25 protein-coding genes, 4 tRNA genes and 1 pseudogene are annotated in these 26,985 nt (G+C 66.7%); 16 read left to right on the top strand and 14 right to left on the bottom strand.

From position 1 onward, the window contains the following. Positions 1 to 33: 33 nt before the first annotated feature. The 7 genes from pgi to pcnB form a co-directional block, all read right to left on the bottom strand. Complete coding sequence (pgi, locus tag GOC52_RS08095) at positions 34 to 1,548, bottom strand: glucose-6-phosphate isomerase (protein ID WP_049453344.1); 1,515 nt, start codon at positions 1,546 to 1,548, stop codon at positions 34 to 36. Next, positions 1,545 to 1,925 carry an aspartate 1-decarboxylase gene (panD, locus tag GOC52_RS08090; protein ID WP_005409061.1) on the bottom strand — a complete coding sequence of 127 codons (381 nt, stop codon included), beginning with the start codon at positions 1,923 to 1,925 and terminating at the stop codon, positions 1,545 to 1,547. The genes pgi and panD overlap by 4 nt, the downstream gene beginning before the upstream one ends. Before the next feature lie 87 nt (positions 1,926 to 2,012). Then, positions 2,013 to 2,510 carry a hypothetical protein gene (locus GOC52_RS08085; protein ID WP_049453343.1) on the bottom strand — a complete coding sequence of 166 codons (498 nt, stop codon included), beginning with the start codon at positions 2,508 to 2,510 and terminating at the stop codon, positions 2,013 to 2,015. 66 nt (positions 2,511 to 2,576) lie between these two features. After that, positions 2,577 to 3,416, bottom strand: a complete 840-nt coding sequence (gene panC, locus GOC52_RS08080; RefSeq protein ID WP_010484306.1) for a pantoate--beta-alanine ligase — start codon at positions 3,414 to 3,416, stop codon at positions 2,577 to 2,579. Continuing rightward, a complete protein-coding gene (gene panB, locus GOC52_RS08075) occupies positions 3,413 to 4,228 on the bottom strand; it encodes a 3-methyl-2-oxobutanoate hydroxymethyltransferase (protein ID WP_019338322.1) in 816 nt (271 codons plus the stop codon). Before panB ends, panC begins: the two co-directional genes overlap by 4 nt. A gap of 34 nt (positions 4,229 to 4,262) precedes the next feature. Further along, positions 4,263 to 4,748, bottom strand: a complete 486-nt coding sequence (gene folK / locus GOC52_RS08070; RefSeq protein WP_019338321.1) for a 2-amino-4-hydroxy-6-hydroxymethyldihydropteridine diphosphokinase — start codon at positions 4,746 to 4,748, stop codon at positions 4,263 to 4,265. A 3-nt stretch (positions 4,749 to 4,751) separates the two neighbouring features. Next, the gene (gene pcnB, locus GOC52_RS08065; RefSeq protein WP_029550838.1) at positions 4,752 to 6,125 is read right to left on the bottom strand and encodes a polynucleotide adenylyltransferase PcnB; all 1,374 of its coding nucleotides are present in this window, start codon (positions 6,123 to 6,125) and stop codon (positions 4,752 to 4,754) included. Between the two features lie 52 nt (positions 6,126 to 6,177). On the opposite strand from pcnB, the gene GOC52_RS08060 reads away from it, so the two are divergent. Continuing rightward, positions 6,178 to 6,252 (top strand) — tRNA-Glu (locus GOC52_RS08060). Between the two features lie 449 nt (positions 6,253 to 6,701). Here GOC52_RS08060 and GOC52_RS08055 read toward each other — a convergent pair. Then, on the bottom strand, positions 6,702 to 8,126 hold the full coding sequence (locus tag GOC52_RS08055) for a sugar porter family MFS transporter (RefSeq protein WP_010484300.1): 1,425 nt from the start codon (positions 8,124 to 8,126) through the stop codon (positions 6,702 to 6,704). Positions 8,127 to 8,318: 192 nt separating this feature from the next. Here GOC52_RS08055 and fdxA point away from each other — a divergent pair, with 192 nt between their 5' ends. Further along, positions 8,319 to 8,642: a ferredoxin FdxA gene (gene fdxA, locus GOC52_RS08050; RefSeq protein ID WP_004153066.1), complete on the top strand. Its 324-nt coding sequence runs from the start codon at positions 8,319 to 8,321 to the stop codon at positions 8,640 to 8,642. A gap of 196 nt (positions 8,643 to 8,838) precedes the next feature. On the opposite strand, the gene GOC52_RS08045 is transcribed toward fdxA, so the two are convergent. Next, positions 8,839 to 9,354 (bottom strand): hypothetical protein, encoded by a 516-nt coding sequence (locus GOC52_RS08045; RefSeq protein WP_010484296.1) that lies wholly within the window; start codon positions 9,352 to 9,354, stop codon positions 8,839 to 8,841. Between the two features lie 32 nt (positions 9,355 to 9,386). After that, on the bottom strand, positions 9,387 to 10,280 hold the full coding sequence (gene dapA / locus GOC52_RS08040) for a 4-hydroxy-tetrahydrodipicolinate synthase (protein ID WP_010484294.1): 894 nt from the start codon (positions 10,278 to 10,280) through the stop codon (positions 9,387 to 9,389). A gap of 164 nt (positions 10,281 to 10,444) precedes the next feature. Here dapA and GOC52_RS08035 point away from each other — a divergent pair, with 164 nt between their 5' ends. From GOC52_RS08035 to GOC52_RS07990, 10 genes and pseudogenes are all read left to right on the top strand, one after another. Then, the gene (locus tag GOC52_RS08035; RefSeq protein WP_005409051.1) at positions 10,445 to 11,005 is read left to right on the top strand and encodes a glycine cleavage system transcriptional repressor; all 561 of its coding nucleotides are present in this window, start codon (positions 10,445 to 10,447) and stop codon (positions 11,003 to 11,005) included. Between the two features lie 92 nt (positions 11,006 to 11,097). After that, entirely contained in the window at positions 11,098 to 11,577 is a 480-nt protein-coding gene (locus tag GOC52_RS08030; protein WP_010484289.1) for a peroxiredoxin, read from the top strand. A gap of 84 nt (positions 11,578 to 11,661) precedes the next feature. Continuing rightward, entirely contained in the window at positions 11,662 to 13,062 is a 1,401-nt protein-coding gene (locus GOC52_RS08025; RefSeq protein WP_010484287.1) for a PhoH family protein, read from the top strand. After that, on the top strand, positions 13,059 to 13,565 hold the full coding sequence (locus GOC52_RS08020) for a hypothetical protein (protein ID WP_010484285.1): 507 nt from the start codon (positions 13,059 to 13,061) through the stop codon (positions 13,563 to 13,565). The genes GOC52_RS08025 and GOC52_RS08020 overlap by 4 nt, the downstream gene beginning before the upstream one ends. A gap of 12 nt (positions 13,566 to 13,577) precedes the next feature. Then, positions 13,578 to 14,246: a YoaK family protein gene (locus GOC52_RS08015; RefSeq protein WP_010484284.1), complete on the top strand. Its 669-nt coding sequence runs from the start codon at positions 13,578 to 13,580 to the stop codon at positions 14,244 to 14,246. A gap of 127 nt (positions 14,247 to 14,373) precedes the next feature. Continuing rightward, positions 14,374 to 15,183 (top strand): bifunctional hydroxymethylpyrimidine kinase/phosphomethylpyrimidine kinase, encoded by an 810-nt coding sequence (gene thiD / locus GOC52_RS08010; RefSeq protein WP_010484282.1) that lies wholly within the window; start codon positions 14,374 to 14,376, stop codon positions 15,181 to 15,183. After that, positions 15,180 to 16,107: pseudogene (locus GOC52_RS08005) on the top strand (alpha/beta hydrolase family protein). The gene thiD and the pseudogene GOC52_RS08005 overlap by 4 nt, the downstream one beginning before the upstream one ends. Then, positions 16,098 to 16,174: transfer RNA gene (locus tag GOC52_RS08000), tRNA-Arg, on the top strand. The pseudogene GOC52_RS08005 and the gene GOC52_RS08000 overlap by 10 nt, the downstream one beginning before the upstream one ends. Positions 16,175 to 16,232: 58 nt before the next feature. Continuing rightward, positions 16,233 to 16,309 (top strand) — tRNA-Arg (locus GOC52_RS07995). A gap of 32 nt (positions 16,310 to 16,341) precedes the next feature. Beyond that, positions 16,342 to 16,418, top strand: a tRNA-Arg gene (locus tag GOC52_RS07990). A 607-nt stretch (positions 16,419 to 17,025) separates the two neighbouring features. Here the strand turns inward: GOC52_RS07990 and GOC52_RS07985 are convergent. Further along, complete coding sequence (locus GOC52_RS07985) at positions 17,026 to 17,946, bottom strand: LysR family transcriptional regulator (protein WP_049455349.1); 921 nt, start codon at positions 17,944 to 17,946, stop codon at positions 17,026 to 17,028. A 140-nt stretch (positions 17,947 to 18,086) separates the two neighbouring features. Here GOC52_RS07985 and GOC52_RS07980 point away from each other — a divergent pair, with 140 nt between their 5' ends. Beyond that, positions 18,087 to 18,788, top strand: coding sequence for a pirin family protein (locus GOC52_RS07980; RefSeq protein ID WP_049434728.1), 702 nt, complete (start codon positions 18,087 to 18,089; stop codon positions 18,786 to 18,788). A 113-nt stretch (positions 18,789 to 18,901) separates the two neighbouring features. On the opposite strand, the gene GOC52_RS07975 is transcribed toward GOC52_RS07980, so the two are convergent. Together GOC52_RS07975 and GOC52_RS07970 are read right to left on the bottom strand one after the other, a co-directional pair. Then, positions 18,902 to 21,100, bottom strand: coding sequence for a TonB-dependent siderophore receptor (locus tag GOC52_RS07975; RefSeq protein ID WP_191851104.1), 2,199 nt, complete (start codon positions 21,098 to 21,100; stop codon positions 18,902 to 18,904). A gap of 132 nt (positions 21,101 to 21,232) precedes the next feature. Next, entirely contained in the window at positions 21,233 to 21,928 is a 696-nt protein-coding gene (locus GOC52_RS07970; protein WP_049455347.1) for an alpha/beta hydrolase, read from the bottom strand. A 184-nt stretch (positions 21,929 to 22,112) separates the two neighbouring features. On the opposite strand from GOC52_RS07970, the gene GOC52_RS07965 reads away from it, so the two are divergent. Then, complete coding sequence (locus GOC52_RS07965; protein ID WP_010484275.1) at positions 22,113 to 23,252, top strand: MFS transporter; 1,140 nt, start codon at positions 22,113 to 22,115, stop codon at positions 23,250 to 23,252. A gap of 81 nt (positions 23,253 to 23,333) precedes the next feature. Here GOC52_RS07965 and GOC52_RS07960 read toward each other — a convergent pair whose 3' ends face one another. After that, positions 23,334 to 24,452, bottom strand: a complete 1,119-nt coding sequence (locus tag GOC52_RS07960; protein ID WP_019338298.1) for an alpha/beta hydrolase — start codon at positions 24,450 to 24,452, stop codon at positions 23,334 to 23,336. A gap of 183 nt (positions 24,453 to 24,635) precedes the next feature. On the opposite strand from GOC52_RS07960, the gene GOC52_RS07955 reads away from it, so the two are divergent. Continuing rightward, positions 24,636 to 25,982, top strand: a complete 1,347-nt coding sequence (locus tag GOC52_RS07955; protein WP_043402405.1) for a c-type cytochrome — start codon at positions 24,636 to 24,638, stop codon at positions 25,980 to 25,982. After that, positions 25,979 to 26,905 (top strand): c-type cytochrome, encoded by a 927-nt coding sequence (locus GOC52_RS07950; RefSeq protein ID WP_191851102.1) that lies wholly within the window; start codon positions 25,979 to 25,981, stop codon positions 26,903 to 26,905. Before GOC52_RS07955 ends, GOC52_RS07950 begins: the two co-directional genes overlap by 4 nt. The last annotated feature ends 80 nt before the right edge of the window (positions 26,906 to 26,985 follow it).

Raw genomic sequence — 26,985 nt, 5'->3', positions numbered from 1 at the left:
GGCCGGCTGGCGCCGGCCCATCCGCACCCCGTATCAGCCCTTCAGCCGCGCAAGAATCTCGCGGGTCATCGGATCGGCAACCGCCACATCCTCGCCCTGCAGCGCCGGCAGCAGGCCACTGGCCAGCTGCTTGCCCAGTTCAACGCCGAACTGGTCGAAGGCGTTGATGTTCCAGATCACCGACTGCACGTACACGGCGTGCTCGTACATGGCGATCAGCGCACCCAGCGCCTGCGGGGTCAGCGCGTCGAGCAGGATCAGCGTGCTCGGGCGGCCGCCCGGATAATCGCGGTGCGGGTCGTCGCTGCTCTGGCCGTTGGCCAGCGCCTCGGTCTGTGCCAGCAGGTTGGCCAGCAGCGCCTGATGATTGATCGTGTAGGGATCATCGTTGTGCACGCAGCCGATGAAATCGGCCGGCACGATGCTGGTGCCCTGGTGCAGCGCCTGGAAGAAACTGTGCTGCACGTCGGTGCCCGCCCCGCCCCACCACACCGGCACGGTGTCGGTGGTGACCGGCTGCCCATCACGCTGCACGCGCTTGCCCAGGCTTTCCATCACCAGCTGCTGCAGGTAGGCCGGCAGCAACGCCAGGCGCTGGTCGTAGGTCATCACCGCGTGCGTGGCATGGCCCAGCACGTTGCGGTTCCAGATGTCGGTCAGGCCGTGCAGCACCGGCAGGTTGCGCTCCAGCGGCGCATCCAGTGCATGCGCGTCCATCTGCGCGGCACCTTCCAGCAGTTGTTCGAAACGCTCGAAACCGATGGCCAGTGCAATCGGGAAACCGACGGCCGACCACAGCGAATAACGGCCACCGACCCAATCCCACATCGGCAGCACGCGATCGGCGGCGATGGCGAAGGCCTTGGCCGCACGCTCGGGGTTGGCGCTGACCGCGTACAGGCGCTCGCTGCCCCCCAGCCAGTCGTGCAGGATCTGCCCGTTGAGCAGGGTTTCCTGGGTACCGAAGGTCTTGGAAATGAGGATGCCGGCGGTCCTGGCCGGATCCAGCGTGGCCAGCGTGCGCTGCATGGCGGCGCCGTCCACGTTCGACACGAAATGCACGCGCAGGCGCGCGCCGCTGACCGGGCGCAGCGCATCGGCGACCAGGCGCGGACCGAGATCGGAACCGCCGATGCCGACGCTGACCACGTCGGTGACGCCGCTGTCTTCCAGCGCGCGCACCAGCACGCCCATGCGCTGGCGGATCGTGCGCGCGGTGGCATAGGCCTCGGCGGCAACCGGCGCATCGACCACATCGCCACGCAGCGCGGTGTGCAGCGCGGCGCGACCTTCGGTCAGATTGACCTGCTCGCCACGGAACAGGCGGGTGATGGCACCGCCGACATCACGCTCGGCGGCCAAAGCCAGCAATGCCTGCAGCGCCGCGGCATCGTATTTCTGCCGGGCGAAGTTGACGTACAACGGACCGACCCGCAGCGCCAGATCCTGCACGCGGCCGGGTTCGGCGGCGAGCAGGCTGGGGATGCTTGCGCCCTTCAGGCGCTGGGCATGGGAATGCAGCGAGTCGAATCCGTTGTTCGTTGTCATGCGGCCTGGGTCGGGATCGTGTCGTTGGTGTGGGTGATCTGGTTCTTGCCATCAACGTACACCAGCTTCGGCTTGAAGCTGTCAGCTTCCTGCTCGGTCATGCTGGCGAACGCGGCGATGATGATGATGTCGCCGACCTGCACGTGGCGCGCGGCGCCACCGTTGAGCGAGACAACGCCGCTGCCGGCTTCGGCGCGGATGGCATAGGTCGAGAAGCGCGCACCGTTGGTCACGTCCCAGATGTGCACCTGTTCGAACTCGCGGATGCCGGTGGCAGCCAGCAGGTTGTCATCGATGGCGATCGAGCCTTCGTAGTTCAGCTCGGAATGGGTGACGGTGGCGCGGTGGATCTTGGTCTTGAGCAGGGACAGGTGCATGGGGGCGCTGCAACGGCAAAGGAAAGAGCGGATTCTAGCACCCGCTTGACCATCGTCAGGGGGCTGCAGCAGGACGCTGAAGGCTGTTCAGGTGCCCTCCCCCGGCGGCGGCGGCGCTGCGTGCCCGGAACTGCCTTCCAGAGACAGCCGGAACACCGTATGGAAGGCCAGCCCGGCGACCAGCCCGAAGCCTCCCGCGGCCAGCACCTGCAAGGCATAGCTGATCACATCGAAGGTATCGACGTAGCGCAGGCGCTGCAGCCAGGGCCCCTGGTTTTCCCCCGGCCAGGCGCAGGTGGCCATGGCCAGCGCGCCCAGCCCGAAGCCGACCAGCACGAAGCCGGCCCGGCGCAGGCGCTGCTGAGACTGCAGGATCAGCGCCATCGGCAGCAACACCGCGATGGCATTGCAGACGGCCAGTACGAACATCAGCCCACCACCGGTGAGCGCAGGCATCGGCGTACGCCTGAATTCGAGCGCGAACAACAGGCCGCCAAACAGCTGGGCCGGCAACATGCCTGCCGCCAGCACCGCCAGGATCGAGGCCTGGGCGAGGCGGCCGGTATCAGTGCTGGGGGCTTTCATTTCCGGTCTCCCGTCCGTGGGAAGTGCAGAGGCGCCCGTTGCGGGCGCCCCCAAGCCGCGTGCGGCTCAGAACTCCAGGTTGTCAATCAGGCGCGTCGTGCCCAGGCGCGCGGCGATCAGCGCCACGCGGCCACCGCCGTCGAAGGTCGGCTCGGCCAGCTCGGGCGTGCGCAGCACGGCGTAGTCGACCTGGAAACCGGCCGCCTGCAGCGCCGCCGTGGCGTCGGCCTCGATCTGCACCCGCGTGTGCCCGGCCACGTAGCCTTCGCGCATGCCCAGCAGCGTGCGGTGAATGGTCGTCGCAACCGGTCGCTGTTCGGCGTTGAGGTACTGGTTGCGCGAACTCTTGGCCAGGCCATCCTCGTCGCGCACGATCTCGGCACCGACGATCTGGACCGGGAACGACAGCTCGGCCACCATCTGCCTGATCACGGCCAGCTGCTGGTAATCCTTGCGGCCGAACACGGCCACATCCGGCTGCACCTGCAGGAACAGGCGCGCCACCACCGTGCACACGCCGTCGAAGTGGCCCGGGCGGCTGGCGCCTTCCAGCACTTCACTGACACCCGGCGCGTGCATCTGCGTGGTCTTGTCCACGCCCAGCGGATACATCGCCTCGACGCTGGGCAGCCACACCGCATCGCAGCCGGCCTGCTCCAGCCCGGCCACGTCAGCCTCGGGCGTGCGCGGGTAGCGGCTGAAGTCCTCGTTCGGCCCGAACTGGGTCGGGTTGACGAAGATACTCGTCACCACCTTGTCGGCGTACTGGCGGGCCAGGGTCACCAGCGAATGGTGGCCACCATGCAGGTTGCCCATGGTCGGCACCAGCGCCACGCGCAGGCCCTCGCGCTTCCACTGGGCGATCTGCTCGCGCAGCGCGCCGAGCTCGTTGAAGGTCTGGATCATTGGGCGTAGGCGTGCTGTTCGTCGGGGAAGCTGCCGTCGCGCACGGCGTCGGCATAGGCGCGGGTGGCACCGGCCACCGAACCGCCTTCGGCAAGGAAATCCTTGACGAACTTGGGACGGCGATGGCCACTGTCCAGGCCGAGGAAATCGTGCAGCACCAGCACCTGGCCGTCGCACTGCGGGCCGGCACCGATGCCGATGGTCGGAACATCCACCGCCGCGGTCACTTCGGCGGCGACCGGGGTCGGCACGCATTCGAGCACCATGATGCTGGCGCCGGCAGCGGCCACGGCCCTGGCATCTTCCACCAGCTGGCGCGCGGCATCGCCACGGCCCTGGATCTTGAAGCCGCCCAGGCGCAGCACCGACTGCGGGGTCAGGCCCAGGTGCGAGCAGACCGGAATCTCACGCTCGACCAGGTAGCGGATGATGTCGACCTTGAAGCCGGCACCTTCGATCTTGACCATCTCGGCACCGGCCTGCAGCAGCTGCAGCGAAGCATCCAGCGCGCGCTCCGGGGTGGCATCGGCACCGAACGGCAGGTCGGCCACCAGCAGCGCACGCTGCAGCACACGGGCTACGGCGCGGGTGTGGTAGACCATGTCGGCCACGGTCACCGGCAGGGTCGAATCATGGCCCTGCACGACCATGCCCAGCGAATCGCCGATCAGGATCAGGTCGACGCCATTGGCATCGAAGGTACGGGCAAAGCCGGCGTCGTAGGCGGTCAACATGACCAGCTTCTGGCCATTGCGCTTGGCCTCGGCCAGGGCGGGAACGGTCCAGGGCTTGCTGTCTGCGTGGGTGCTCATGTGCTGATAACCGGGGGAGATAACCCGGGCATTATCACCCTATCGGCGCGATCCCGCAGGCATCCACCCGCATCACTGCATCCTGCACGCGGCCATGGCCGGGAATGGCCAGATCCGGCGCGATTTCGGCCAGCGGCACCAGCACGAAGGCACGCTCGTGCATGTAGGGATGCGGTACCTGCAGGCCGGGATGGTCGAGCACCTGCGCGCCATACAGCAGCAGGTCCAGGTCCAGTGCGCGCGGCCCCCAGTGCACCGCCGGATCGCGCACGCGGCCAAAGCCCCGCTCCAGCGCCAGCATCGCCTGCAGCAGCTCATCGGCCGGCAATGTGGTTTCGACCGAGGCCACCGCGTTGACGAACGGCGGCTGGTCTTCATTGCCCCACGCCGGCGTGGCGTACAGCCTCGAGGCCTGTCGCAGGCGCGTTCCTGGCAGGCCGTCCAGCGCGGCAATCGCCGCGCCCACGGTCGCGGCCGCGTCGCCAAGGTTGGCGCCGAGGCCGATCCAGGCCAAGGTCATCGCTTACTCGCCCGCCGCAGCAGCACCGGGACGTCGACGCCGACGGCGGCGCTTGCGCGGTGCCCCGCTCTCGTCATCGCCGTCTTCACTGTGCATCGCATCCAGCGACGACTCCAGCTCGCGACCGGACTGCGCCTGTGCTTCGCGCCAGAACTCGACATCCACTGCATGCTCGGACGAAGCGACCTGGCGCAGGCTGAGGAAATCGAACGCGGCGCGGAAGCGCGGGTGGGTCAGGGTACGGAACACGCGCTTGCGCTGGCGCGAACTGAAGCGCGACTGCAGCAGCCAGATTTCCTGCATCGGCAGCGAAAAGCGGCGCGGCAATGCGATGGTGCTCAGCTGCTGCACGGTCACACGGTCGGCAGCACGGCGCTGTGCCTCCTCCGGTGCCACGCCCTGCTTGAGCAGGGTCGCCTGCGCGCGGCAGAACGCCGGCCACAGCAGCAGCGCGAACAGGAACGCCGGCGAGACCGGCTCGTCGTTGGCCACGCGCGCATCGGTGTTGGCCAGGCCCTCGACCAGCATGCGGCGCAGCGCACCGGTGCGGTTGGACTTCAATGCTTTGGCGCTTTCCGGGAACAGCACGTCGAGCAGGCCGTAACGCTCAAGGCCTTCGAAGCTGGCCACGCCGTGCCCGGACAGGAACAGCTTGAGCACCTCCTCGAACAGGCGTGCCGGTGCGGCTTCGTTGAGCAGGCCAGCCAGGTGCGGGATCGGCGCGGCGGTGCCCTCTTCGATCTGGAAGCCGAGCTTGGCCGCCAGGCGCACCGCACGCAGCATGCGCACCGGGTCTTCGCGATAACGCTGCTCGGGGTCGCCGATCAGTTTCATCAGGCGCGCCTGGACGTCTTCGAAGCCGCCGGTGTAATCACGCACCGAGAAGTCCTCGATGGCGTAGTACAGGGCGTTGCAGGTGAAGTCGCGGCGGATGGCGTCGTCTTCGATGGTGCCGTACACGTTGTCGCGCACGAGCATGCCGTTTTCCATCTCGCGGTCGCCGCTGCCGTCATCGCTGTTGGCACGGAAGGTGGCGACTTCGATGATCTCGCGGCCGAACACGACGTGGGCGAGGCGGAACCGACGACCGATCAGGCGGCAGTTGCGGAACAGCTGCTTGACCTGTTCGGGCGTGGCATCGGTGGCCACGTCGAAATCCTTGGGTTGGCCATTGACCAGCAGATCGCGCACCGCGCCGCCGACAAGGTAGGCGCCGAAGCCGGCATCGCGCAGGCGATAAAGCACGCGCAGGGCGTTCGGGCTGATGTCCTTGCGGGAGATCGTGTGCTGGTCGCGCGGGATGACGCGCAGGCTGAACGGTGATGTAGCAGAGGAAATGATGTTGGCGCTTCCGGTTGAAGTTTCGGGATTGCCCAATGGCATCGAGGTGCATATACTAGCGCTCCTGCCTCGGCAGCGACACAGTTACGCTCCCTTCGTCTAGTGGTTAGGACGTGGCCCTCTCAAGGCTAAAACAGGGGTTCGAGTCCCCTAGGGAGCGCCAGTCGCCGCAGCAGGAACCGAAAAAGCCCGCCTTGTGTGGGCTTTTCTGTTTTCCGGGGTTTGCAATGGCATCGATCGGCTTGGTCGCTTTGGCGCCTGCCTGCAATCGGCTTGAGCCGGTGGGGTCACCCAGGGCAGGACACGCCGTGAACCCATCCATGGGGGCTCGATGGCGCCATCCTTGGCGCCAACGGTCCTGCCCTGGGTGACCCCACCGACTCTGGACGGTTTCCCGCGAGCTGCGGCAACAACCGACCAGCACTTCGCCGCATCCGCACGCACCATGAAACTGTCAGGAGGGGGCGGGCCGCCCTCTCCAGGACCGTTGGCGCCATGGATGGCGCCATCGAGCACCATGGATGGGCTTTTGCGTGTCCTGGAGAGGGCGGCCTGCCCCCTCACACTCTGGACAGGCAGGCGCCAACGGAATGCAACCGAAGCCAGTCGCCGTCAGCCTTCCATCTGCTCCAGCTCCTTGCCCTTGGTCTCGCGCACGTAGCGGACCACGAAGACGATCGAGAGGATGGCCGCCACCGTATAGATGCCGTAGGCGCCGGCCAGGCCGATGCCGGCCAGCAGCATCGGGAAGGTCACGGTGATCGCGAAGTTCGAGGTCCATTGCGCGGCGCCGGCCACCGCCAGCGCCGGACCACGGATCTGATTGGGGAACATCTCGCCCAGCATCACCCACATCACCGGGCCCCAGGACATGTTGAAGAACACCACGTAGACGTTGGCTGCCACCAGCGCCAGTCGGCCCATGCCGTCGGACAGCTGCAGGCGACCGTCGGCCAGGCTGCCACTGGCGAAGGCAACCACCATCAGCACCAGCGCCACCGACATGCCGACCGAACCGATCCACAGCAGCGGCTTGCGCCCGATGCGGTCGATCAACAGCACCGTCAGCAGACAGGCGCCGATGCTCAGCGCGCCGGACAGCACGTTGATCAGCAGCGCATCGCTTTCCGAGAAGCCCACCGCCTGCCACAGCACCGCGCCGTAGTAGAACACCACGTTGATGCCGACCAGCTGCTGGAACATGGCCAGGCCGATGCCCACCCAGAGGATCGGGCGCAGCTTGCCGCTGACCGTGTCGCGCAGGTCGGCAAAGCGCGGCTTGTGCTGGTCCTGCGCCAGGCTGGCTTCGATCTCGGCCTGCTTGGCCGCCGCAGCGGCCTCGCCGTACAGCCGCGACAGTACCGCCCTCGCCTGCTGCTGACGCCCTTTCACGACCAGAAAGCGCGGGCTTTCCGGAATCACCAGCAACAACAGCAGGAACAGCCCCGACGGCAGCGCCTGCATCCAGAACATCCAGCGCCAGGCCTCATGGCCCAGCCATAGCGGCTCGGTCGACGCCCCAGCGGCACGGGCCAGCAGGTAATTGCTGAGGAAGGCGGCGAACAGGCCGCAGATGATCGCCATCTGCTGCACCGTGGCCAAACGCCCGCGATAGCGCGCCGAAGCCACCTCGGCAATGTAGGCCGGCGACATCACACTGGCCGCGCCCACCGCGAAGCCGCCGAGCACGCGTGCGGCAATGAACAACCAGGAGGCGTGTGCGGCACCGGCACCCAGCGCCGAAACCAGGAACATCAGCGCCGAGGCGATCAGCACGCCACGACGGCCCAGGCGATCTCCCAGCCAGCCGGCCAGGAAGGCACCGATCGCGCAGCCCAGCAGCATCGAGGCGACCTCGAAACCGAGCGCCGCCTCACTGGAGTTGAAAGCCTGGCGCAGGCCATCGACCGTGCCATTGATGACACCACTGTCGAAGCCGAACAGGAATCCACCCAGGGTGGCCACGCAGCTGATCAGGACGATGAATGCAGTGTTCTCACCGCCATGGGAGGCGATGTTGGGCTGGGCTGGGGACATGGACGATCCTGCTGGGAAGGGGTCCGGCCATCCGACGCAGCCGGCTGACCCGCAGCGTCGCACAGGCCTCGCCCTGCCGCCAATGACCGCCACGGCCGCGCCTGCCAGACGCCCGATTTCCGCCCCGCACCGACACCGGGGGCCAACCTGTTCTAGAATTGGCGGGTTCAGGAATCGATCCACCCCCAGCCCATGCCCTTTGTCGTCACCGAAAACTGCATCAAGTGCAAACACACCGATTGCGTGGAAGTGTGCCCCGTGGATTGCTTCCACGAAGGCCCCAACTTCCTGGTGATCGACCCGGATGAGTGCATCGACTGCACCCTCTGCGAACCGGAATGCCCGGTCAACGCGATCTTCCCGGAGGACGATGTTCCTGCCGGCCAGGAAAGTTTCGTGGCCCTCAACGCCGAGCTGGCGAAGGAGTGGCCGGTGCTGACCGTGCGCAAAGACCCGCCCGCCGATGCCGGCGAATGGGACGGCAAGCCGGACAAGCTGAAGCTGCTGGAGCGCTGAGAAGCGCCCACGGCGGCAACGAAAAGGGCGCCCACGGGCGCCCTTTTCTGTTTTCCGGTAAACGCCAACCGCAAGATCCGGTATGCCAACCTTGCGATCCGGCAGGTGCCAACCTTGGTTGGCACAGAAGCGCCGACCAAGGTCGGCCTCCACCAGAGCGGGTGCGGACCAAGGCCCGCCCCCACCCGACCAGCCCTTACTGCGCCAGCTTCGCCTTCAGCGCAGCGATCAGCTTCACCGGCGCTTCGGCGGTGGCCGGCAGGCCACGCGGGTCGACCGCGGAGATGTAGGCGCCAGCATCGACGGCGACCACGCGGACCAGGAAGTTGCTGCCTTCGTAGGCCACGTCATACGAGCCCAGCAGCTGCGCGCGGCTGGCAATGGTCACACCTTCCACGCCTTCCAGCGCGGTGCCGACCTTGGCGAAAGCCTCGTCCTTGCCACCGGCGATGGTGAAACCGGTGTTGCCCACGGCCGGGGCCGCAGCCGCAGGCGCGGCCGGCTTGGTCGCCGATGCCAGCGTCGGCACCTTGTTGTCACCGGTGGTGGTCGGCAGGTTCAGGTCCGGCGGCACTTCCAGCGGACGCATTTCCGGGGCCAGGGCGTAGTCGCCCTTGACACCACGCTTGAAGCAGCCGGTGGTGCCGGCGGCAACGGCCACCGCAAGCAGGGCGTAGGACAGCACGCGGACGGTGGATACGGATTGACGCATGTGAATCTCCTGGGTCAGACCAAGACGGAAGGTCAGTGGCTGGAAAGGGCTTCGAGGGCGGCGATGTCGCCGGCAAGGTGGTCGGCCGCCGGATGATGCGGCGCCGACAGGGGCAGCAGCGGCAGGCGCAGGTCGTGACCGATGCCGATGCGGCGCAGCAGCGCCTTGACCGGAATCGGGTTCGGTTCGACACCACAGAAATCATGGAACGGATGCAGGCGCGCATCCCACGACGCGGTGGCTTCGTGATCGTGCGCGGCGGCCAGTTCGCACATCCGGCGGTAGGCGCCCGGAAGCACGTTGGAACCGACCGAGATCAGGCCATCGACGCCGGCCTGGATCGACCGGGCCGCCGTGCCGTCGTCACCGCTGAGCACGGCGAACTGCGGGCTGCGCAGGGCCAGCAGCGCCTGCACCCGGCCGGTGTCGCCCACCGCCTCCTTGATGCCGACGATGTTGGGATGGCTGGCCAGTTCGGCCACGGTCTCCGGTTGCATGTCGCAACCGGTGCGGCCAGGCACGTTGTACAGCACGACCGGCAGCCCGCCCTGGTCGGCCACCGCGCGGTAGTGCGCGATCAGGCCGGCCTGGGTCGGCCGCACGTAAGGCGGGGTGACCACCAGCGCATGGCTGGCGCCGAGCGCGGCGGCACGGCGGGTCTGTTCGATGGTCTTGGCGGTGCCCGAAAGGCCGGTACCGGCCATGACCGGGATGCGGCCGCCGATAAGCTCGACCGCGCTGGCCAGCAGCAGGTCGTACTCGGCATCGGTGAGGGTTGCCGCTTCACCGGTCGAGCCGGCTACGACAACGCCATGGACGCCACCTTCCAGTTGCAGGTGCAGCAGGCGCTGCCAACCGTCGGGATCGAGGGCGCCGTCGGCCCGGAACGGGGTCGCCAGCGCGGTGATGAGGCCGGAAAGGGACAAGGACGTGCTGCTCTTGGCTGGGAAGGGAAAACGCCCGCCACGAAAGGCCGGGGGCGACTTGAATGTTACTTGCGGCGCGAAAGCACGGGCAAGTATGCTGGACACCGGTGGATCCCCGCCTCTGGCGGGCATTCAGACTAACGCATGCATTACCCGGAATCGCCTTGACCGACACCACCCCGCGCCCCGCGCCGAGCGAAAACCACCTCCTGATCAACGCCTATACGACGCATCCGGAGTCCCCCCTGCTGTCCGTCACCCGCCGCATCGCCGACAGCGGCTGCAATCTGGTGGACGCACGCCTGGCCACGGTCGGCCGCGATGTCTCGGTCACCGCCCTGGCCACCGGCTCGTGGGACTCGGTGGCCAAGCTGGAAGCGATGCTGACCCGGCTCGAGCGCGAGGAAGGCCTGAAGCTGGTCTGGTACCGCACCGCCGCCAAGCAGGCGCAGTCCAACCTGCTGCCGTACATCGTCGAGGTGATCGCCGCCGACAAGCCGGGCATCCTGTTCCAGCTGGCCGATTTCTTCGACCGCCAGGGCATCACCATCGAGAACCTGCAGAGCACGCGCTACCGCGCCATGCAGACCGGTGCGGAAATGTTCAGCGCGCAGGTCACCATCGGCGTGCCGGCCAACATGCACATCGCCGCGCTGCGCGACGATTTCCTCGAGTTCTGCGACCACCTGAACCTGGACGCGATCATGGACCCGATGAAATTCTGATCGGAAGTGCGGATTTTTCGCGCGCCTCTCACGGGCGCGTGGCGTTTCATGCAATTGTCGTAGAAAGAACCCAGGCTCGACAGAAGGACCTCATGAACAACGGCGATACCCTGGACAGCACCACCCTCTCCCTGCCGCTGGCGCTGTCCGGTGGCGAACAGGCCACTCTCGGCGACTACGCCGGCCACTGGCTGGTGCTGTACTTCTATCCCAAGGACAGCACCCCCGGCTGCACCACCGAAGGCATCGACTTCAACGCGCTGCTGCCGAAGTTCAGGAAGGCAGGCGCGGTGGTACTCGGTGTCTCGCGCGACTCAGTGAAGTCGCACGACAACTTCTGTGCCAAGCAGGGCTTCAACTTTCCGCTGGTCAGCGATGGCGACGAAGCGCTGTGCAGCGCCTTCGACGTGATCAAGATGAAGAACATGTACGGCAAGCAGGTACGTGGCATCGAACGCAGCACCTTCCTGATTTCCCCCGACAGCCGCATCGTGCAGTCCTGGCGCAAGGTCAAGGTTGCCGGCCATGCCGATGCCGTTCTCGCCGAACTGAAGGCCTCCCAGTCCAAGTGAGTCCCACTGCCTACTGTGTCTGCCATCACCCTGCCCCGCAGCAGGCCGTGGTGGTTTTTCCCTGTCCGTAACCAGGAATCGACGATGACCCGAGGCAAGCGCATCTACGTGCTGGATACCAACGTGCTGATGCACGATCCCACCGCGCTGTTCAAATTCGAGGAGCACGACGTCTACCTGCCCATGCAGGTGATCGAAGAGCTGGACAACGGCAAGAAGGGCACCTCCGAGGCAAGCCGCAATGCCCGCCAGGTGAGCCGCTTCCTCAACGAACTGGTGCAGGAATCCGGCCTGGACAACCTGGCCGACGGCATTCCGCTGCAGCGCCCCAACGGCCTGCAGCTGCGCGGCAAGCAGAGCGCCGGCAAGCTGCGCTTCCAGACCAGTCATTTCGACGCGGGCAAGAGCTTTGGCAAGGTCATTCCCGACAATGCCATCCTCGGCGCGATCCTGGCCCTGAAGGAAGAGACGCCGGATCTGCCGGTGGTGTTCGTTTCCAAGGACATCAACCTGCGGATCAAGGCCGCCATCGCCGGCATCGTGTCCGAGGACTACGAGAACGACCGCGCGCTGGACGATTTCAGCCTGCTCTACACCGGCGCCACCGAGCTGCCGGAAGACTTCTGGAAGCGCCACGGCGACGACCTGCGCAGCTGGAGCGACAAGGGCCGTACCCATTACGAAATCCTCGCGCAGGACGGCGAGGAATGGTACCCGAACCAGTACGTCTACCTGCCCGGCGAAGACGAGGTCGAACTGCGCGTCAGCCGCGTGGTCGGCGATGGCAAGGTGGTGCTGTCGCTGGTCGATGATTTCCGCCACGGCAGTCACGCCGTGTGGGGCATCAGTGCGCGCAACCGCGAGCAGAATTTCGCACTGAACGCACTGATGGACCCGGAGATCGACTTCGTCACCCTGCTGGGTACCGCCGGTACCGGCAAGACCCTGCTGGCGCTGGCCGCCGGCCTGGCCCAGACCATGGACCAGCAGCGCTACCGCGAGATCATCATGACCCGCGCCACGGTCAGCGTCGGCGAGGACATCGGCTTCCTGCCCGGCACCGAAGAAGAAAAGATGACGCCGTGGATGGGCGCGCTGACCGACAACCTGGAAGTGCTCACGCACAACCAGGAAGGCGGCACCTGGGGCCGCCAGGCCACCAACGACCTGCTCGCCAGCCGCATCAAGATCCGCTCGATGAACTTCATGCGCGGCCGCACCTTCCTGTCGCGCTACCTGATCCTGGACGAGGCGCAGAACCTCACCCCGAAGCAGATGAAGACGCTGATCACCCGTGCCGGCCCCGGCACCAAGATCGTCTGCCTGGGCAACGTCGAGCAGATCGACACCCCGTACCTGACCGAAACCACTTCGGGCCTGACCTACGCGGTGGATCGCTTCAAGAACTGGCCGCATAGTGCACACATCACCCTGCGCCGTGGCGAGCGTTCGCGCCTGGCCGATTATGCTTCGGAGGTGTTGTGAACCGCTGCACCCGCCTGCTGCTGCCTACGGCTGCGATCACCCTCGCAGCCGTGCTCGGCGCCTGCACGACCACGCGCGGCCCGGCCAGCGTGCCGACCGCCGAGCGCACCGGCCAGTCCTGGGTGGTCACCCGCCCGATCATCGCCGCGCAGGTACTCGACACCTGCTCGCGCACCAGCCCCGGCCGCGAGGCCGGGCGGGTCAGCGGCTACTGGGCGCCCAGCCGGCAGCAGGTCGACCAGCTGGAAGCGCGGCTGTCATCGCTGGAGGCACAGGTACCGAAGGTGCTGGACTTCGACCGCCAGTACGTCGGCATCGAAAGCGCCGGCAAGCGGCTGATCTACATCAACGCCTTCCACCTGCCCGACGACAGCGGCATCAATCCGGCACGGGAAGCGATCCGCGTCTGTGACGGCGGCACGCAGTTCTGGGGCGCGGTGTTCGACCCGGCCAACAACACCTTCAGCGAGCTGCAGTTCAACGGCGGCTTCGGCGGGCCCTGAGGGGCCCCGCCGATGGGAATTCGCCTGCCCACCTGGGTCTGGATCGGCGCGGTCGCGCTGTCGTGCGTGGCCGGCATGGTGAATGTCGTCGGCTTCCTCGGTTTCGAACACCAGGCCGTCAGCCACATGACCGGCAGCACCAGCCAGTTGGGCATGGCGCTGGCCCAGGGTGACTGGCGCGCGGTCGGCCACCTGTGGGGACTGCTGATCGCGTTCTCGCTGGGCGCGATGCTCAGCGGCCTGTTGATCCAGGACAGCACCCTGCAGCTGGGCCGTCGCTACGGCGTGGCCCTGGCACTGGAATCGGCGCTGCTGCTGGTGGCCATTCCGCTGTTCGAACAGCACCAGATCTGGGGCGCACTGGCCGCCGCCATGGCCTGCGGCCTGCAGAACGCGATGGCCACCACCTTCAGTGGCGCGGTGGTACGCACCACCCACCTCAGCGGCATGTTCACCGACCTCGGCATCGGCCTGGGCCACCTGCTGCGTGGGCTGCCGCTGCAGGTACGACGCCTGACCCTCAGCGGCCTGATCATCAGCGGCTTCCTCGCCGGCGGCATCATCGGCGCCTGGCTGTTCATGCGCTGGCAGTACGACGCCCTGCTCGCCCCCGCCCTGCTGACCGGCCTGACCGGGCTGGGCTATGTGCTGTACCAGCAGTGGGCGCGCTGGCGGCACTGAGGGTCGCGCTCTGGGGGTCAGATCCCTTTTCCTGCGGAAATGGGATCTGACCCCGCCTAGCGGATCAAAGGCATCCACGCATGGCGTGGATCTACCTTCCCCTGCAGGACCACGGCACAATCGCCTGATGAGCCCGACCACTCCCGTTTCCGCCCTCACCATCGCCGGCTCCGACTCCGGCGGCGGCGCCGGCATCCAGGCCGACCTGAAGGCCTTCGCCGCGCATCGTGTGCACGGCCTTTCGGCGATCGCCGCGCTGACCGCACAGAACACCCGCGGCGTGACCGCCGTGCACGTGCCACCAATCGACTTCCTGCGCGCGCAGCTGGACGCCTGCTTCGACGACTTCGACATCCACGCGGTGAAGCTCGGCATGCTGGCCAACGCCGAAGTGATCCATGCCGTCGCCGACGCACTGGAGAAGCATCGTCCGCCCCACGTGGTGCTGGACCCGGTGATGGTCGCCACCAGCGGCGCACGCCTGCTGGAAGACAGCGCATTGCAGGCCATGCGTGAGCGCCTGATCCCGCTGGCCACGCTGATCACCCCCAATACGCCGGAAGCAGAACTGCTGGTCGGCCGGAAGATCAGCAACGGCGAAGACGCAGAACAGGCCGCCTCAGCCCTGCTCGACCTCGGTGCGGGCGCAGTGCTGCTCAAGGGCGGTCACCTGCAGGAAGGCAATCGCGTGATCGACCGCTATTTCGACGGCGTCAGCAGCGAAGAATTCATCCATGCGCGCCTGCCACTGGACGCGCACGGTACCGGCTGCACGTTGGCTTCGGCCATTGCTGCGCAGCTGTGCAATGGCCTGAGCCTGGCCAATGCCTGCGAAGCCGGCATCGACTACGTTGCACGTGGGCTGCAGCAAGGCTATGCGCCGGGCCGCAGCGAAGTGCTGGTGCTCGACCATTTCGGCGCGGCACCGCACGCATGAGCCTGACGCCACGCATCCTCGCCGTGCAGTGCAACGACGGCCATCGCTACGAAGTGATCGCCTGCGTGCCTGCACATCCCGTCGCGCGCCTGCTGTGGCTGCCGGCACTGGGCGTGGCCGCGCGCCACTACCTGCCACTGGCATTGGCGCTGGCGGCGAAGGGCGTGGCGGTCTACCTGCACGAGTGGCGCGGCAACGGCAGCAGTTCACTGCGCCCGTCGCGCACGCAGGACTGGGGCTATCGCGAGGTACTCGAACAGGATCTGCCAACCAGCCAGGCGGTCATGGCCACAGCGGATGACGACGCCGGCGCCCTGCCCTGGATCATCGGTGGACACAGTCTCGGTGGGCAGCTGGCTTGCGTGCATGCCGGCCGCAATCCGCACTACTTCAACCGGCTATGGCTGGCCGCCAGTGGCTCACCGTTCTGGCGCGGGTTCCCGCCACCGCGTGGCTGGCTGCTGCCACTGGTCTACCGCTTCCTGCCGTGGATCGCGCGGCGCCAGGGCGTCCTGCATGGCCGTCGCCTCGGCTTTGGTGGCACCGAAGCGCGCGGGCTGATTGCCGACTGGGCGCGCGTGGGCCTGAACAACCACTACGCCGCGTCCGGCATGGACGAAGACCTCGATGCGCAGATGGCGCGCGTGCATGGCAGCGCACAGGCGGTGCTGATGGAGCACGACTGGTTGGCCCCCACCGGATCGATGCAGACGCTGCTGGCGAAGCTGCCGAATGTGGACGCGCAGCTGCGCGTGCTGTCCGCGCAGGAACTGGGCACGCGCGCCGATCATTTCGCGTGGCTGAAGGCGCCGGACGCCGTGGCTGACAGCTTTTTCATTCAGTTGGATGAAAATTTTCACAAAAACTGTTGACGGTTCGCGCCGACATCCGCATAATTCCGCTCCTGTCGCAGGGCGCCCGTAGCTCAGTTGGATAGAGTACCTGGCTACGAACCAGGCGGTCGGGAGTTCGAATCTCTCCGGGCGCACCACTCGACAGGTTTTCAGCATCCGCCGCTGGAAATGTTTTAAAATTTGATTGTGTACCGCGCGCCCGTAGCTCAGTTGGATAGAGTACCTGGCTACGAACCAGGCGGTCGGGAGTTCGAATCTCTCCGGGCGCACCATACACAGTCAACACAACAGGTTTATGTAATTGGCGCCCGTAGCTCAGTTGGATAGAGTACCTGGCTACGAACCAGGCGGTCGGGAGTTCGAATCTCTCCGGGCGCACCATTACACCGAAACAGCAGGCCTCGGCCTGCTGTTTTTTTATGTGTGTTTTTCGGCAGGGCTGCGCCCTGCACCTGCAGATGCTTCAAGCCAAGGCAACGGCAACAGCAACAGCAACAGCTGGTGTTCCGTGGGTTGGCGGGGCGGCATGGACAGGCAGGACACGCCGTAAACCCATCCATGGGGGCTCGATGGCGGCATCCATGCCGCCAACGGTCCTGCCTGCCCATGCCGCCCCACCTCTGACAGATTTCCGCGATCTGATGGATCCACGCCATGCGTGGATGAATCTCCATCGAGTTCGAGTATTTCGATAATTGATCGAAGAGCATCCACGCATGGCGTGGATCTACCGTGTCGACCAAGGTCGACACCTACCAACAGCAGCGGGACTCTGTCGAAGGCGGGGTGGGTCCGGTTGCGGGAGTGTCCGCGGCATGGATGCCGCGGCCAAGCCCCCATGGACGGGTTTACGGCGTCTCCCGCAACCGGACCCACCCCGCCATCCCTCAGGAAACCAGCTGTTGCTGTTGCTGTTGCTTCGGCCATAGCTGTTGCTTCGGCCATAGCTGTTGCTTCGGCGGGTGCAGGGCGCAGCCCTGCCAAACCCCTACCCCCTGGCCATTGCCTGCCACCACTGCGACAGCAGCTCCGGCCTGCGCAGGCGCTCGCGCCACCAGCGCAACGCGGCGCCGTCCTCGCCGGTGCGCCAGGCCAGCCAGAAGGTCTCTTCCGGCTTGTGTTCCTCCACCTCGCGGATCACCAGCTGGCCGCGTGCCACCGCCGCGCGCGCGCAGGGTTCAGGCAGGAAGCCGAAGCCGACGCCTTCGCATTGCAGCTTCAGCTTGCTGGCCATGTCCGGCACCGTCAGCATCTCCTGCCCCATCAACAGGCCGACCGTGCGTGGCAACAGCCGCCGCGCCGAATCGGAGACGGCGATCGCGCAGTGCTCGACCAGCTGCTCGCGCCCGAGCACGCCCGGTACTGCAGCCAATGGATGTTCGGGTGCGACCGCGAACACGAACTCCACCGTGCCCAGCGGCTCGACCACGTAACCACCGCCACTGGGGCCCTCGCCCGGTGCACCGACCAGCAGGTCGGCGCGGCGGTCCAGCAGGGCCTCCCAGGTGCCGGATAGCGCCTCGCCGATCAGCCGCAACCGGGTTGGCGCCTCCGCCTCACGAAACGCGGCGATGTCCGGTCCAAGCAGCCAGGTCGGGAACACTGAATCCACCGCCAGGGTCAGCTCGGTCTCCCAGCCCGACGCCACCCGGCGCACCCGCAGCTCCAGCTCGCGCGCAGCGCGCAGCAGATGCCGGCCCTCGTCCAGCAGCGCGCGGCCGGCCTCGGTCGGCTCGGCACGCGGGCCGACCCGGTCGAACAGCTGTACGCCCAGATCCTCCTCCAGCTTGGCCACGGTGTAGGAGATGGTCGAGGGCACCTTGTGCAGGGCCTTGCCGGCGCCGGCAAAGGAGCCGCGGCGGTCGATGGCATCCAGGATCTGCAGGGCATCGAGGCTGAGCTTGAGCATTCGAATTTTTCGATGATGGCTGTCAAAACTATCCGTTTTTCAAACCCCGGGCGCAAGCGGATACTTCTCTTCAACGGGGAAAAACAGCGGCTACCGGCCCACCCCGCCCTATCGAAACCATCGAACAAGGAGATTCCATCATGCTGCAGATCCGCAAGAGCGCTACCCGTGGCCTGGCCGAGCATGGCTGGCTGTCCTCGCGCCATACCTTCTCCTTCGCCAACTACTACGACCCTCGCTACGTCAGCTTCGGCCCGCTGCGGGTGATCAACGAAGACAAGGTGATCGGCGGCCAGGGCTTCGGCACCCACAGCCACAGCAACATGGAAATCATTTCCTACGTGCTGGGTGGCGCGCTGGAGCACAAGGACTCGATGGGCACCGGTTCGGTGCTGCGCTACGGCGACGTGCAGCGCATGAGCGCCGGCAGCGGCGTCAGCCACAGCGAGTTCAACCACTCGGCCGACGAGACCGTGCATTTCCTGCAGATCTGGATCTTCCCGGATACCGAGAACATCACGCCGTCCTACGAAGAGACCCACTTCGCACCGGAGACCAAGCGCGGCCAGCTGCGCCTGATCGCCTCGCCGGACGGTGCCGACGGTTCGCTGCGCATCCACCAGGATGCCCGCATCTTCGCCACCATCCTCGACGGCGGCCAGAAGCTGCACCATGCGCTTGGCAACGGTCGTGGCGCCTATGTACAGGTGGCGCGTGGCCAGCTGCAGGTCAACGGCATCACCCTGGAAGCCGGCGATGCACTGCAGGTCAGCGACGAAGCCCAATTGACGCTGGAAAACGGCAACGATGCCGAAGTGCTGGTGTTCGACCTGCCGCTGTAACCACAACGCCCGCGATGCCGAAAAGCATCGCGGGCGTATGTGTAGAGCCGAGCCCATGCTCGGCTGCGGTTTGACAGCCAGCCGAGCGTGGGCTCGGCTCTACAAAACCCGCGTCAGAACCTGTAGTTCAAGGTCAGCCGCACATTGCGCGGCTCGCCCCAGGTGTAGGTGCTGTACCAGTTGAAGATCGTGTAGTACCGCTTGTCGAACAGGTTGTTGACGTTGACCGTGGCCGACAGGCGATCGTTGAACTGGTAGCGCGCCAGCGCATCGAGCAACCAGTAAGGCTGCGTGCGATGCACCACCTTGGCCTGGGTGGCGGGATTGGTGATCTCGCCGAAGGTCGAATCCTGCCAGCGTGCGCCACCACCCAGCGTGAGCCCCAGCCAGGCACCGCGCAGGCGGTAGCTGGTGTGCAGGCTGACCTGGTTCTCCGGTTCCAGCGTGGTCACCTTGGTTCCCGCCTGGCGGGCGATCTTGTGGGAGAACCCACCCTGCACCTGCCAGCCCTCGGCCAGCTGGCCCGACATTTCAAGCTCATAGCCCTTGGTACGCACGCCCATCAACGCGCGGTAGGCATCCTGGCCATCCGGCGTCTTGCCGCCGGTAGGCTGGGCGAAGTTGTCCTGATCAAGCTGGAAAAGCGCCGCGCTGGCATTGAGGCGTCCATCGAAGAACTCGGCCTTCAGCCCCATCTCGTAGCTGCGGCCTTCCAGCGGATCCAGCGCTTTGCCCTGCTCGTCGCGCTCGCTGTGCGGCTTGAAGATGGTGCTGTAGCTGGCGTACACCGAATAGTGCTCGCCGAGGTCGTAGACCACGCCGGCATACGGCACATAGACGCCGGTCTCGCGCGTGTCCGGCGAACGGTAGCTGGCCAGACGGCTGCCGACGATCAGCTTCAACGGATCGGCCACGTCGAAGCGGCCGACCACGTACAGGCCGTTCTCGCGGGTCACTTCATTGTTGTCGTAGCTGCGCTGCCATTGCGGCTCGGCAATGTCGCCATTCCAGCTGCGGTAGTCCGGCACCGTATCCGGGAACCCCGCCTGCGCGCCGTAGCCGGTATTGGTCCAGCGCTTGCGCGAGGCACTGCCGCCAACCACCAGCTCATGCTCACGCCCGAACAGGCCGAAATGCCCGCTCACATAGAAGTCGGCGGCATTGCTGACGGTCTTGCCAACGTACTTCCCGAGCCACAGGCTGACGCCCTCGCCGGTCAACGGATCGGGATTGCCAGCGGCGGCACCGGCCAGTGCGGCGTCATAGCCGTTGACCTGGTGGTTAAGCTGCAGCTTGGCAATCCAATCGTTGGCGAACGTGTGCTCCAACGTGGCGAAACCGGTACGCACGTACTGGCGCCAGCCGGCCCATTGCGCACCATTGTTGAACCAGCGCGGCATGCGGTTGAAGTTGCCGGCGCTGTCCAGCAGCGGAATGCCGCCCCACGTGGAGCCCTTCGGGTCACTGTCCATCACGTCGCCACCCACGGTCAGCAGCGTGCGCTCGCCCAGATCGGCTTCCAGCACCGCGTAGCCGACCTTGCTGGTGCGCTGGTAGTAATCGAGATTGGAATGCTTGTCCTGCCAGGCGCCCACTGCACGACCGCGCACGCGCCCATCGGCGGTCAGCGGGCCGCCGACATCGATCTCGGCACGGTAGTCATCCCAGCGCCCCACACCCAGCGTCGCGCTGCCGGCGAAGTCCTTGCCCGGCTTCTTGCGCACCAGGTTGATGGTCGCGCCGGGATCGCCCATGCCGGTCAACAGGCCGGTGGCGCCCTTGAGCACCTCGATGCGGTCATAGATGGCGGTATCGCTGAGCGTGTTGCCCGCCGAGTAGGCCGAGTCACGCGACATCGGAATGCCATCGTACTGGAAGTTCTGCACGGCGAAGCCACGTGCGTAGTACTCGGTGCGCTCGCTGTCGTAGGTGACGATGCTGATGCCGGGGGTCACCCGCATCACGTCATCGATGCCGTGCAGGCCGAAGTCATCCATCTGTGCGCGGGTGATCACGCTGATGGTCTGTGGCGTCTGTCGCGGCGTCAGCACCAGGCGGGTGGCGGTGGCGATGGTGCCGGGCGTGTAGGCGCCGCTGCCCTCGGTGATGGTACCGAGCAGGTTGGCAGTGACCTGCACGGTCTGCAGGGTCTGCGAGGCGGGTGCCGGTTTGGCCTTGTCCTCGTCCTGGGTGGACTGGGCAGCAGCGGTGCCGCTGCTCAGTGCAAGCAGTAGCAGGCCTTGAGCCAGTGCATGCGGCAGCGGCAGGCGACGCGGAAACAAGCGCGGAAAACGGACAGGCACAGACAGCACGGCGGGACCTCCACGATAGGGTGGGATCCTCTGGCGGCGGCTTGAGGGAAGAGAGGGACGCGGCCGGATGGCCGCAGGCGCAGGAGTGTACTCCCCTGCGCCCCGGCTGTCGTGCGGTGTACTGGTGCGGGATCAGGCGCCGATGGCGGCGCAGGCCTCCAGGATCAGCGCGGTCACTTCCTTCGGCTGCGAGGCCAGTGAGGCATGGCTGGCATCAAGCTCCAGCAGGCGCTTGGGCTGCATTCTTGCGGCCATGGCTTTCTGGTTTTCCGGCGCGATCATGCGGTCGTGGCGGGACAGCTGGTACCAGCTCGGCAGGTGCTTCCACGCCGGATCGCTGACCGTGTCGCCGAAAGTGCTGGCCAGCGGCGCCTTCTGGGTCACCGCCATCACCCGGCCCTCGTCGGCACTCAGGTCCTGGCAGAAGCTCTCATGGAACTTGTCCGCACGCAGCCAGAGGTAGCCATCGCTGTCCGGTGCCAGGTTCGGCGCCGCCTCCGGCAGGTGCTGCTGGGTGATGCCACCCGGGCTCTCGCCGGCATCAGGCGCGAAGGCAGCGATGTAGACCAGGCCCTTCACGTTGGGCTCGTTACCGGCCTGGCTGATCACCGCACCGCCGTAGGAGTGGCCGACCAGCAGCACCGGACCGTCGATCTGCCGGATCATTTTCTGGGTGCGTCCTGCGTCGTCGGCCAGCGACGTGAGCGGCAATTCCACCGCCTGCACCCGGTCGTGGCCGTTGCGATGCAGTTCCAGGATCACCTTGGCCCAGTGTGCGGCCCCGCCCCAGAATCCATGGACGAGGAGGATGGTCGGTGTCGTGCTCATGTACGGATCTCCGGCAGCGGCCGGCGGGGTGCCGACCGTGCAGCCACTGTCCGTGGGCGACGTTAATCGCTGGTGACGCGATCGAGTCACTGCAATCGTATGCGTCGCCCGATGTCACGCATGGCACTTGCCGATCCGGCCTGAAAACGTTTTCATGAACGTCCCCTGGAGCTTCGCATCGCGCATGACGCCTTCATCCCCACGTGCCCAGCAGCACGCCACCCGTGCCGCCTTCTTCATTCCCGGATTCGCCACCGCCGCGTGGGCGCCGATGGTGCCCTACGCCAAGGCCAAGGCCGGGCTGTCCGACGCCAGCCTTGGCGCCGTGCTGCTGTGCCTCGGGCTCGGCTCGCTGCTGGCGATGCCGTTGGCGGGCGCGCTGACCGGGCGGCTGGGTTGCCGACGGGTGATGGTGATCACCTGCGCGATGATGCTGTGCGCCCTACCCTTGCTGGTGCTGGCGCCCTCGCCGGTGGCGCTGGGCGCGGCCCTGTTCGTGTTCGGCGCCGGCGTCGGTGCGCTGGATTGTGCGATGAACATGCAGGCGGTCGCGGTCGAGCGCGACGCCGGGCGCGCAATGATGTCCGGCTTCCACGCCTTCTACAGCATCGGTGGCTTCGTCGGCGCCGGCTGCATGACCGGCCTGCTGATCCTGGGTACACCGCTGTGGCTGGCCGCGCTGGTGTCGGTGGCGGCACTGCTGCTGGTTGCGGTGCTGTCGGCGCCGCACTGGCGACCGCAACGGATCCTGCACGAAGGCCCACTGCTGGCGCTGCCGCACGGCGTGGTGCTGTTCATCGGCGTGCTGGCCTTCGTGGTGTTCCTCGCCGAGGGCTCGATGCTGGACTGGAGCGCGGTGTTCCTGGCCGAAGTGCGGCAGGTGCCGCGTGACCAGGCCGGCGCCGGCTTCGCGCTGTTCACGCTGGCGATGACCGCGATGCGCCTGTTCGGCGACGGCATCGTCGAGCGCCTCGGCCGCACCCGCACCCTGGTCTTCGGCGGCATCACCGCCGCAGCCGGGTTCACGTTGGCCACGCTGGTACCGTCGTTCCCGGTGGCGTTGGCGGGCTATGTGCTGGTCGGGCTGGGCTGCGCCAATATCGTGCCGGCACTGTTCTCGATGGCCGGCCAGCAACGGGTGATGCCGGAGAGCATCGCCATCACTGCGGTGACCACGCTGGGTTACGCCGGCATCCTCGCCGGCCCGGCAGCGATCGGTGCACTGGCACACGGCACCAGCCTCGGATTCGCCTTCCTGTGCGTGGCCGCGCTGCTGCTGGGCGTAGCCGCATCCGCGCGAGCACTGGCACGACGGGTGGCCTGACAGAAAAAGGGGACGGAGGGGATCAAGTCGTTTCCTGCCTTGGTGTGCGGGAAACGACTTGATCCCCTCCGTCCCCTTTTCTCAGCTACGCGTCAGCCACTCGGCCTGGGCCGGCAGTTGCGGTGCCGGGCAGGCGCTCTTCGGGTGATGCTCGTCGCGCGCCATCCAGTCGTCGACCACGCCAGCCAGCAGGTCCAGCCGCAGCGGCAGGGTGATGTGGTCCTCGCCGCGCATCTCGATGTAGTGCGCGCGTGGGTTGGCCAGGGCCAACTCGCGGCCCTGGCTGACCGGAATGTGCTGGTCGCCCTGCCCGTGCAGCAACAGCACGCAGGCGCGGGTATCGGCCAGCGCGCGGGCCACGTCCACACGGTCCAGATCGACGTCGATGCGGCGGCTGGCGGCGGCGATCACCTGGTTGATGTCCTGGCCGCCATAGCGCCAGCGCGCGTAGGAGGCGACCGCCTGCGCCTTCAGGCCTTCCGGCTGCAGCCCCATCAGGTGCGGAATCATCGTGCGGATCGCTACACCGGCATTGGCGAACGATTCCATCGCCACCACGCCTTCCACCTGGTCGCCGAGCTTGTCGGCGGTGAATACCGCTGTGGCGGCGCCATAGGACACGCCGAACAGGTACAGCGGGCCGGTTACTTCACCACGTGCGCGCAGCTCGCCGATTACATCCACCACATCGTCGGATTCATAGGTGCCATAGCCCGACGGCCCAGTACCGGACTGTCCATGGTTGCGCAGGTCGAGCGTGACCACGCGGTAGCCGGATTCGGCCAGCTGCAACGACCACGGCAGCATCGAATCACCATTCATCATCCAGCCGTGCAGCAGCACCACGGTGCCGCGCGGTGCCTGCGCGCGGAACGGTCGCGGTACTGCCAGGCTCAAGCCGGTATCCAGCGGCAGGCCGTTCTCGTGGCGCTGCGGCAGGTAGTGGTAACGCGCGCCGTAATCGCCAGGATCGAACACACGCCAGAAGATCGGCACGCCATCGCGGCCCGGCGCGAAGCCGTGGCGATTGGGCAGTTCGGCAATGGCTGCGGCAATGCGCGGACGATCGAGCAGGGTCGATACGCCACCCGGCGCGATCAGCCGATCGGCGAGCGAGGTGGACGAGGCATTGATCGAGGGCGAGCATGCAGCCAGCCACAGGCCGGCGCACGCCAGCAACAACAGCAGCAGGCGCTTCATGGGCAATCGGGGAAAAGGTGCGACAGCGTGGCAGGTTAGCGACGCGCGCGTGGGCCATCTATCGCGCGTGGATGACGGCTTGATGACAACGCAGGAACGATTCAGCTTGGTGTAAAAGCTGTATCCGTTCAGTCATTGATCCGGATCAATGAACGCGCGCGCGGGATTGCCCACAGTGCCGCCATGCGCACCTCGTTCAAGCTCGCCATTGCCCTGGCCGCCACGCTGGCCGCCGCCTACGGCATCGCCCGCACCACGCCCTACTGGTTCGCACCGCGACAGACGGCGCAGGTCGACATCCACGATCCGGCGCTGATCACGCAGGGACAGTACCTGTCGCGCGCGGCCGACTGCGCGGCCTGCCACACCGCGCCCGGCGGCAAGCCGTTCGCCGGTGGCCTCGGCATGCAGACGCCGATGGGCACGATCTACTCGACCAACATCACGCCCGATCCGGACACCGGCATTGGCGCCTACGACTACGCCGACTTCGAGCGCGCGGTACGTCGCGGCATCCGTCACGATGGGCAGCCGTTGTATCCGGCAATGCCGTACGCCTCGTACGTGATCGCCTCCGATGCCGAAATCAAGGCGCTGTACGCCTATTTCATGGGCTCGGTGCAGCCGGTGAAACAGGACAACGCCGGCAGCACGATCCCGTGGCCGGCCAACATGCGCTGGCCTCTGGCATGGTGGCAGCTGCTGTTCGCACGCCCGCGCAGCTTCAGCCCGGATCCGTCGCTGGATGCCGGCCAGCAGCGTGGTGCCGAACTGGTGGAAGGCCTGGCCCATTGCGGTGCCTGCCACACGCCACGCGGCCTGGCGTTCCAGGAAAAGGCGTTGGCCGACGATGGCAGCGGCCAGTTCCTGTCCGGTTCGGTGCTGGAGGGCTGGTACGCGAAGAACCTGCGCAACGAATCGACCGGCCTGGCCAGCTGGAGCGAGGGTGAGATCGTCGATTTCCTGCGCACTGGCCGCACCGATCGCTCGGCCGCCTTCGGTGGCATGGCCGATGTGGTCGAGCACAGCACGCAGTACCTGTCCGACGCCGACCTGCTGGCCATGGCCCGCTACCTGAAACAGCTGCCGGCGCGTGAGGGCCGCAGTGCGCAGTGGTCCCCCGGTACCGACACCACCACCGCCGCACTGCGCAGCGGCGACTACCGTGTTGCCGGTTCGCTGGCCTATGCGGAGCACTGCCAGGCCTGCCACCGTGCCGACGGGCGCGGCATGCCCCGCGTCTATCCGGCGCTGGCCGGCAACTCGATCGTGTTCGCCGATGACCCCAGTTCGCTGGTGCAGGTGACCTTGATCGGCGGCCGCACGCCACATACCCCGCGCGACCGGATGGCCTTCACCATGCCCGGCTTCGAGCAGCTGCCGAACGCGCAGCTGGCACAGATCCTGACCTTCATCCGCAGCAGCTGGGGCAACCAGGCCAGCGCAGTGAGCGAGGTCGACGTGGCGCGCATGCGCCGGGTGGTGCGCGACAAGCCGGTGCACTACGTTCCGCAGGAGGCCGAACGATGAAGCGTTCGCGCACGCGTTCCCGCCTGCTGATCGGCAGTGCGATCAGCCTCGTGGTGCTGGCCGGTGCCGGTACCCTCGCCTACCGTCATCTGTACCCGGATCTGGATGCCGCCGTGGCCAGCACGATCGATATTCTCGATGCGCAGGGCAAGGTGGTCGGCCACTACCACGCACCCAGCGCCGAAGAGATCGCCGGGCTCGGCAATGCCGAATCGGTGATGCTCGGCCGCCGCATCCTCAACGAGACCGCACGGCTGCTGCCGGACAATGTCGGCAACGATCTGAACTGCAACTCGTGCCACATGGCCGAAGGCAAGCGGCCGTTCGGCAATCACTACTTCAATACCGGCGGCGGCGCCTATCCGCGCTACATGCCGCGCCCGGGCAAGGTGATCGGGCTGACCGAGCGCATCAACGGCTGCCTGCAGCGTTCGATGAACGGCAAACCGCTGCCGAAGGACTCGCCGCAGATGCGCGCGATGCTCGACTACATGGCGTGGTTGAGCAGTCCTGTGCCAGAGGGTGCAAAGGTGGCCGCCCCCAGTGAGGGGCCGATCGACAACACGCTGACCCCGGACCCGATCCGTGGCCAGGCACTGTACGCCGTGCAGTGCGCCGCGTGCCATGGCGACAGCGGCGAAGGACGGCGCGACGCCAGCGGTGACATCGCCTTCCCGCCGCTATGGGGTGACCACAGCTTCAACATCGGCGCCGGCATGGCGCGCCTGTACAAGGCCGCCGGCTTCGTCAAGCACAACATGCCGCCGGCGGTGACCCGCGAGCCGCCACTGGGACAGCAGGTGATGCCCGACCAGGACGCGGTGGACATCGCCGGCTATTTCATCAACCAGCCGCGGCCGGACTTCGCCAACAAGGGCAAGGACTGGCCGCGCGACCCGAAACCCAAGGACGCGCGGTACTGAAGCAGGCAGCAGGTGCCGGCCGTCACACAACACGGTTCCTGCATCTCTACGTCATGTCGATGTCATTGGTGCTGCCGACA

Origin of the sequence: Stenotrophomonas sp. SXG-1 (genome assembly GCF_014083965.1) — a bacterium.
Lineage (GTDB): Bacteria > Pseudomonadota > Gammaproteobacteria > Xanthomonadales > Xanthomonadaceae > Stenotrophomonas > Stenotrophomonas geniculata.
Note: the sequence above shows the minus strand (reverse complement) of the source record. Positions and strands in the feature narration are given on the sequence as shown.

What these genes read in the sequence shown, in the direction of transcription:
- pgi (WP_049453344.1), bottom strand. Translation starts at nt 1,548, where the DNA reads ATGACAACGAACAACGGATTCGACTCGCTGCATTCCCATGCCCAGCGC.
- panD (WP_005409061.1), bottom strand. Translation starts at nt 1,925, where the DNA reads ATGCACCTGTCCCTGCTCAAGACCAAGATCCACCGCGCCACCGTCACC.
- GOC52_RS08085 (WP_049453343.1), bottom strand. Translation starts at nt 2,510, where the DNA reads ATGAAAGCCCCCAGCACTGATACCGGCCGCCTCGCCCAGGCCTCGATC.
- panC (WP_010484306.1), bottom strand. Translation starts at nt 3,416, where the DNA reads ATGATCCAGACCTTCAACGAGCTCGGCGCGCTGCGCGAGCAGATCGCC.
- panB (WP_019338322.1), bottom strand. Translation starts at nt 4,228, where the DNA reads ATGAGCACCCACGCAGACAGCAAGCCCTGGACCGTTCCCGCCCTGGCC.
- folK (WP_019338321.1), bottom strand. Translation starts at nt 4,748, where the DNA reads ATGACCTTGGCCTGGATCGGCCTCGGCGCCAACCTTGGCGACGCGGCC.
- GOC52_RS08055 (WP_010484300.1), bottom strand. Translation starts at nt 8,126, where the DNA reads ATGTCCCCAGCCCAGCCCAACATCGCCTCCCATGGCGGTGAGAACACT.
- fdxA (WP_004153066.1), top strand. Translation starts at nt 8,319, where the DNA reads ATGCCCTTTGTCGTCACCGAAAACTGCATCAAGTGCAAACACACCGAT.
- GOC52_RS08045 (WP_010484296.1), bottom strand. Translation starts at nt 9,354, where the DNA reads ATGCGTCAATCCGTATCCACCGTCCGCGTGCTGTCCTACGCCCTGCTT.
- GOC52_RS08030 (WP_010484289.1), top strand. Translation starts at nt 11,098, where the DNA reads ATGAACAACGGCGATACCCTGGACAGCACCACCCTCTCCCTGCCGCTG.
- GOC52_RS08025 (WP_010484287.1), top strand. Translation starts at nt 11,662, where the DNA reads ATGACCCGAGGCAAGCGCATCTACGTGCTGGATACCAACGTGCTGATG.
- GOC52_RS08015 (WP_010484284.1), top strand. Translation starts at nt 13,578, where the DNA reads ATGGGAATTCGCCTGCCCACCTGGGTCTGGATCGGCGCGGTCGCGCTG.
- thiD (WP_010484282.1), top strand. Translation starts at nt 14,374, where the DNA reads ATGAGCCCGACCACTCCCGTTTCCGCCCTCACCATCGCCGGCTCCGAC.
- GOC52_RS07985 (WP_049455349.1), bottom strand. Translation starts at nt 17,946, where the DNA reads ATGCTCAAGCTCAGCCTCGATGCCCTGCAGATCCTGGATGCCATCGAC.
- GOC52_RS07980 (WP_049434728.1), top strand. Translation starts at nt 18,087, where the DNA reads ATGCTGCAGATCCGCAAGAGCGCTACCCGTGGCCTGGCCGAGCATGGC.
- GOC52_RS07970 (WP_049455347.1), bottom strand. Translation starts at nt 21,928, where the DNA reads ATGAGCACGACACCGACCATCCTCCTCGTCCATGGATTCTGGGGCGGG.
- GOC52_RS07965 (WP_010484275.1), top strand. Translation starts at nt 22,113, where the DNA reads ATGACGCCTTCATCCCCACGTGCCCAGCAGCACGCCACCCGTGCCGCC.
- GOC52_RS07960 (WP_019338298.1), bottom strand. Translation starts at nt 24,452, where the DNA reads ATGAAGCGCCTGCTGCTGTTGTTGCTGGCGTGCGCCGGCCTGTGGCTG.
- GOC52_RS07955 (WP_043402405.1), top strand. Translation starts at nt 24,636, where the DNA reads ATGCGCACCTCGTTCAAGCTCGCCATTGCCCTGGCCGCCACGCTGGCC.
- GOC52_RS07950 (WP_191851102.1), top strand. Translation starts at nt 25,979, where the DNA reads ATGAAGCGTTCGCGCACGCGTTCCCGCCTGCTGATCGGCAGTGCGATC.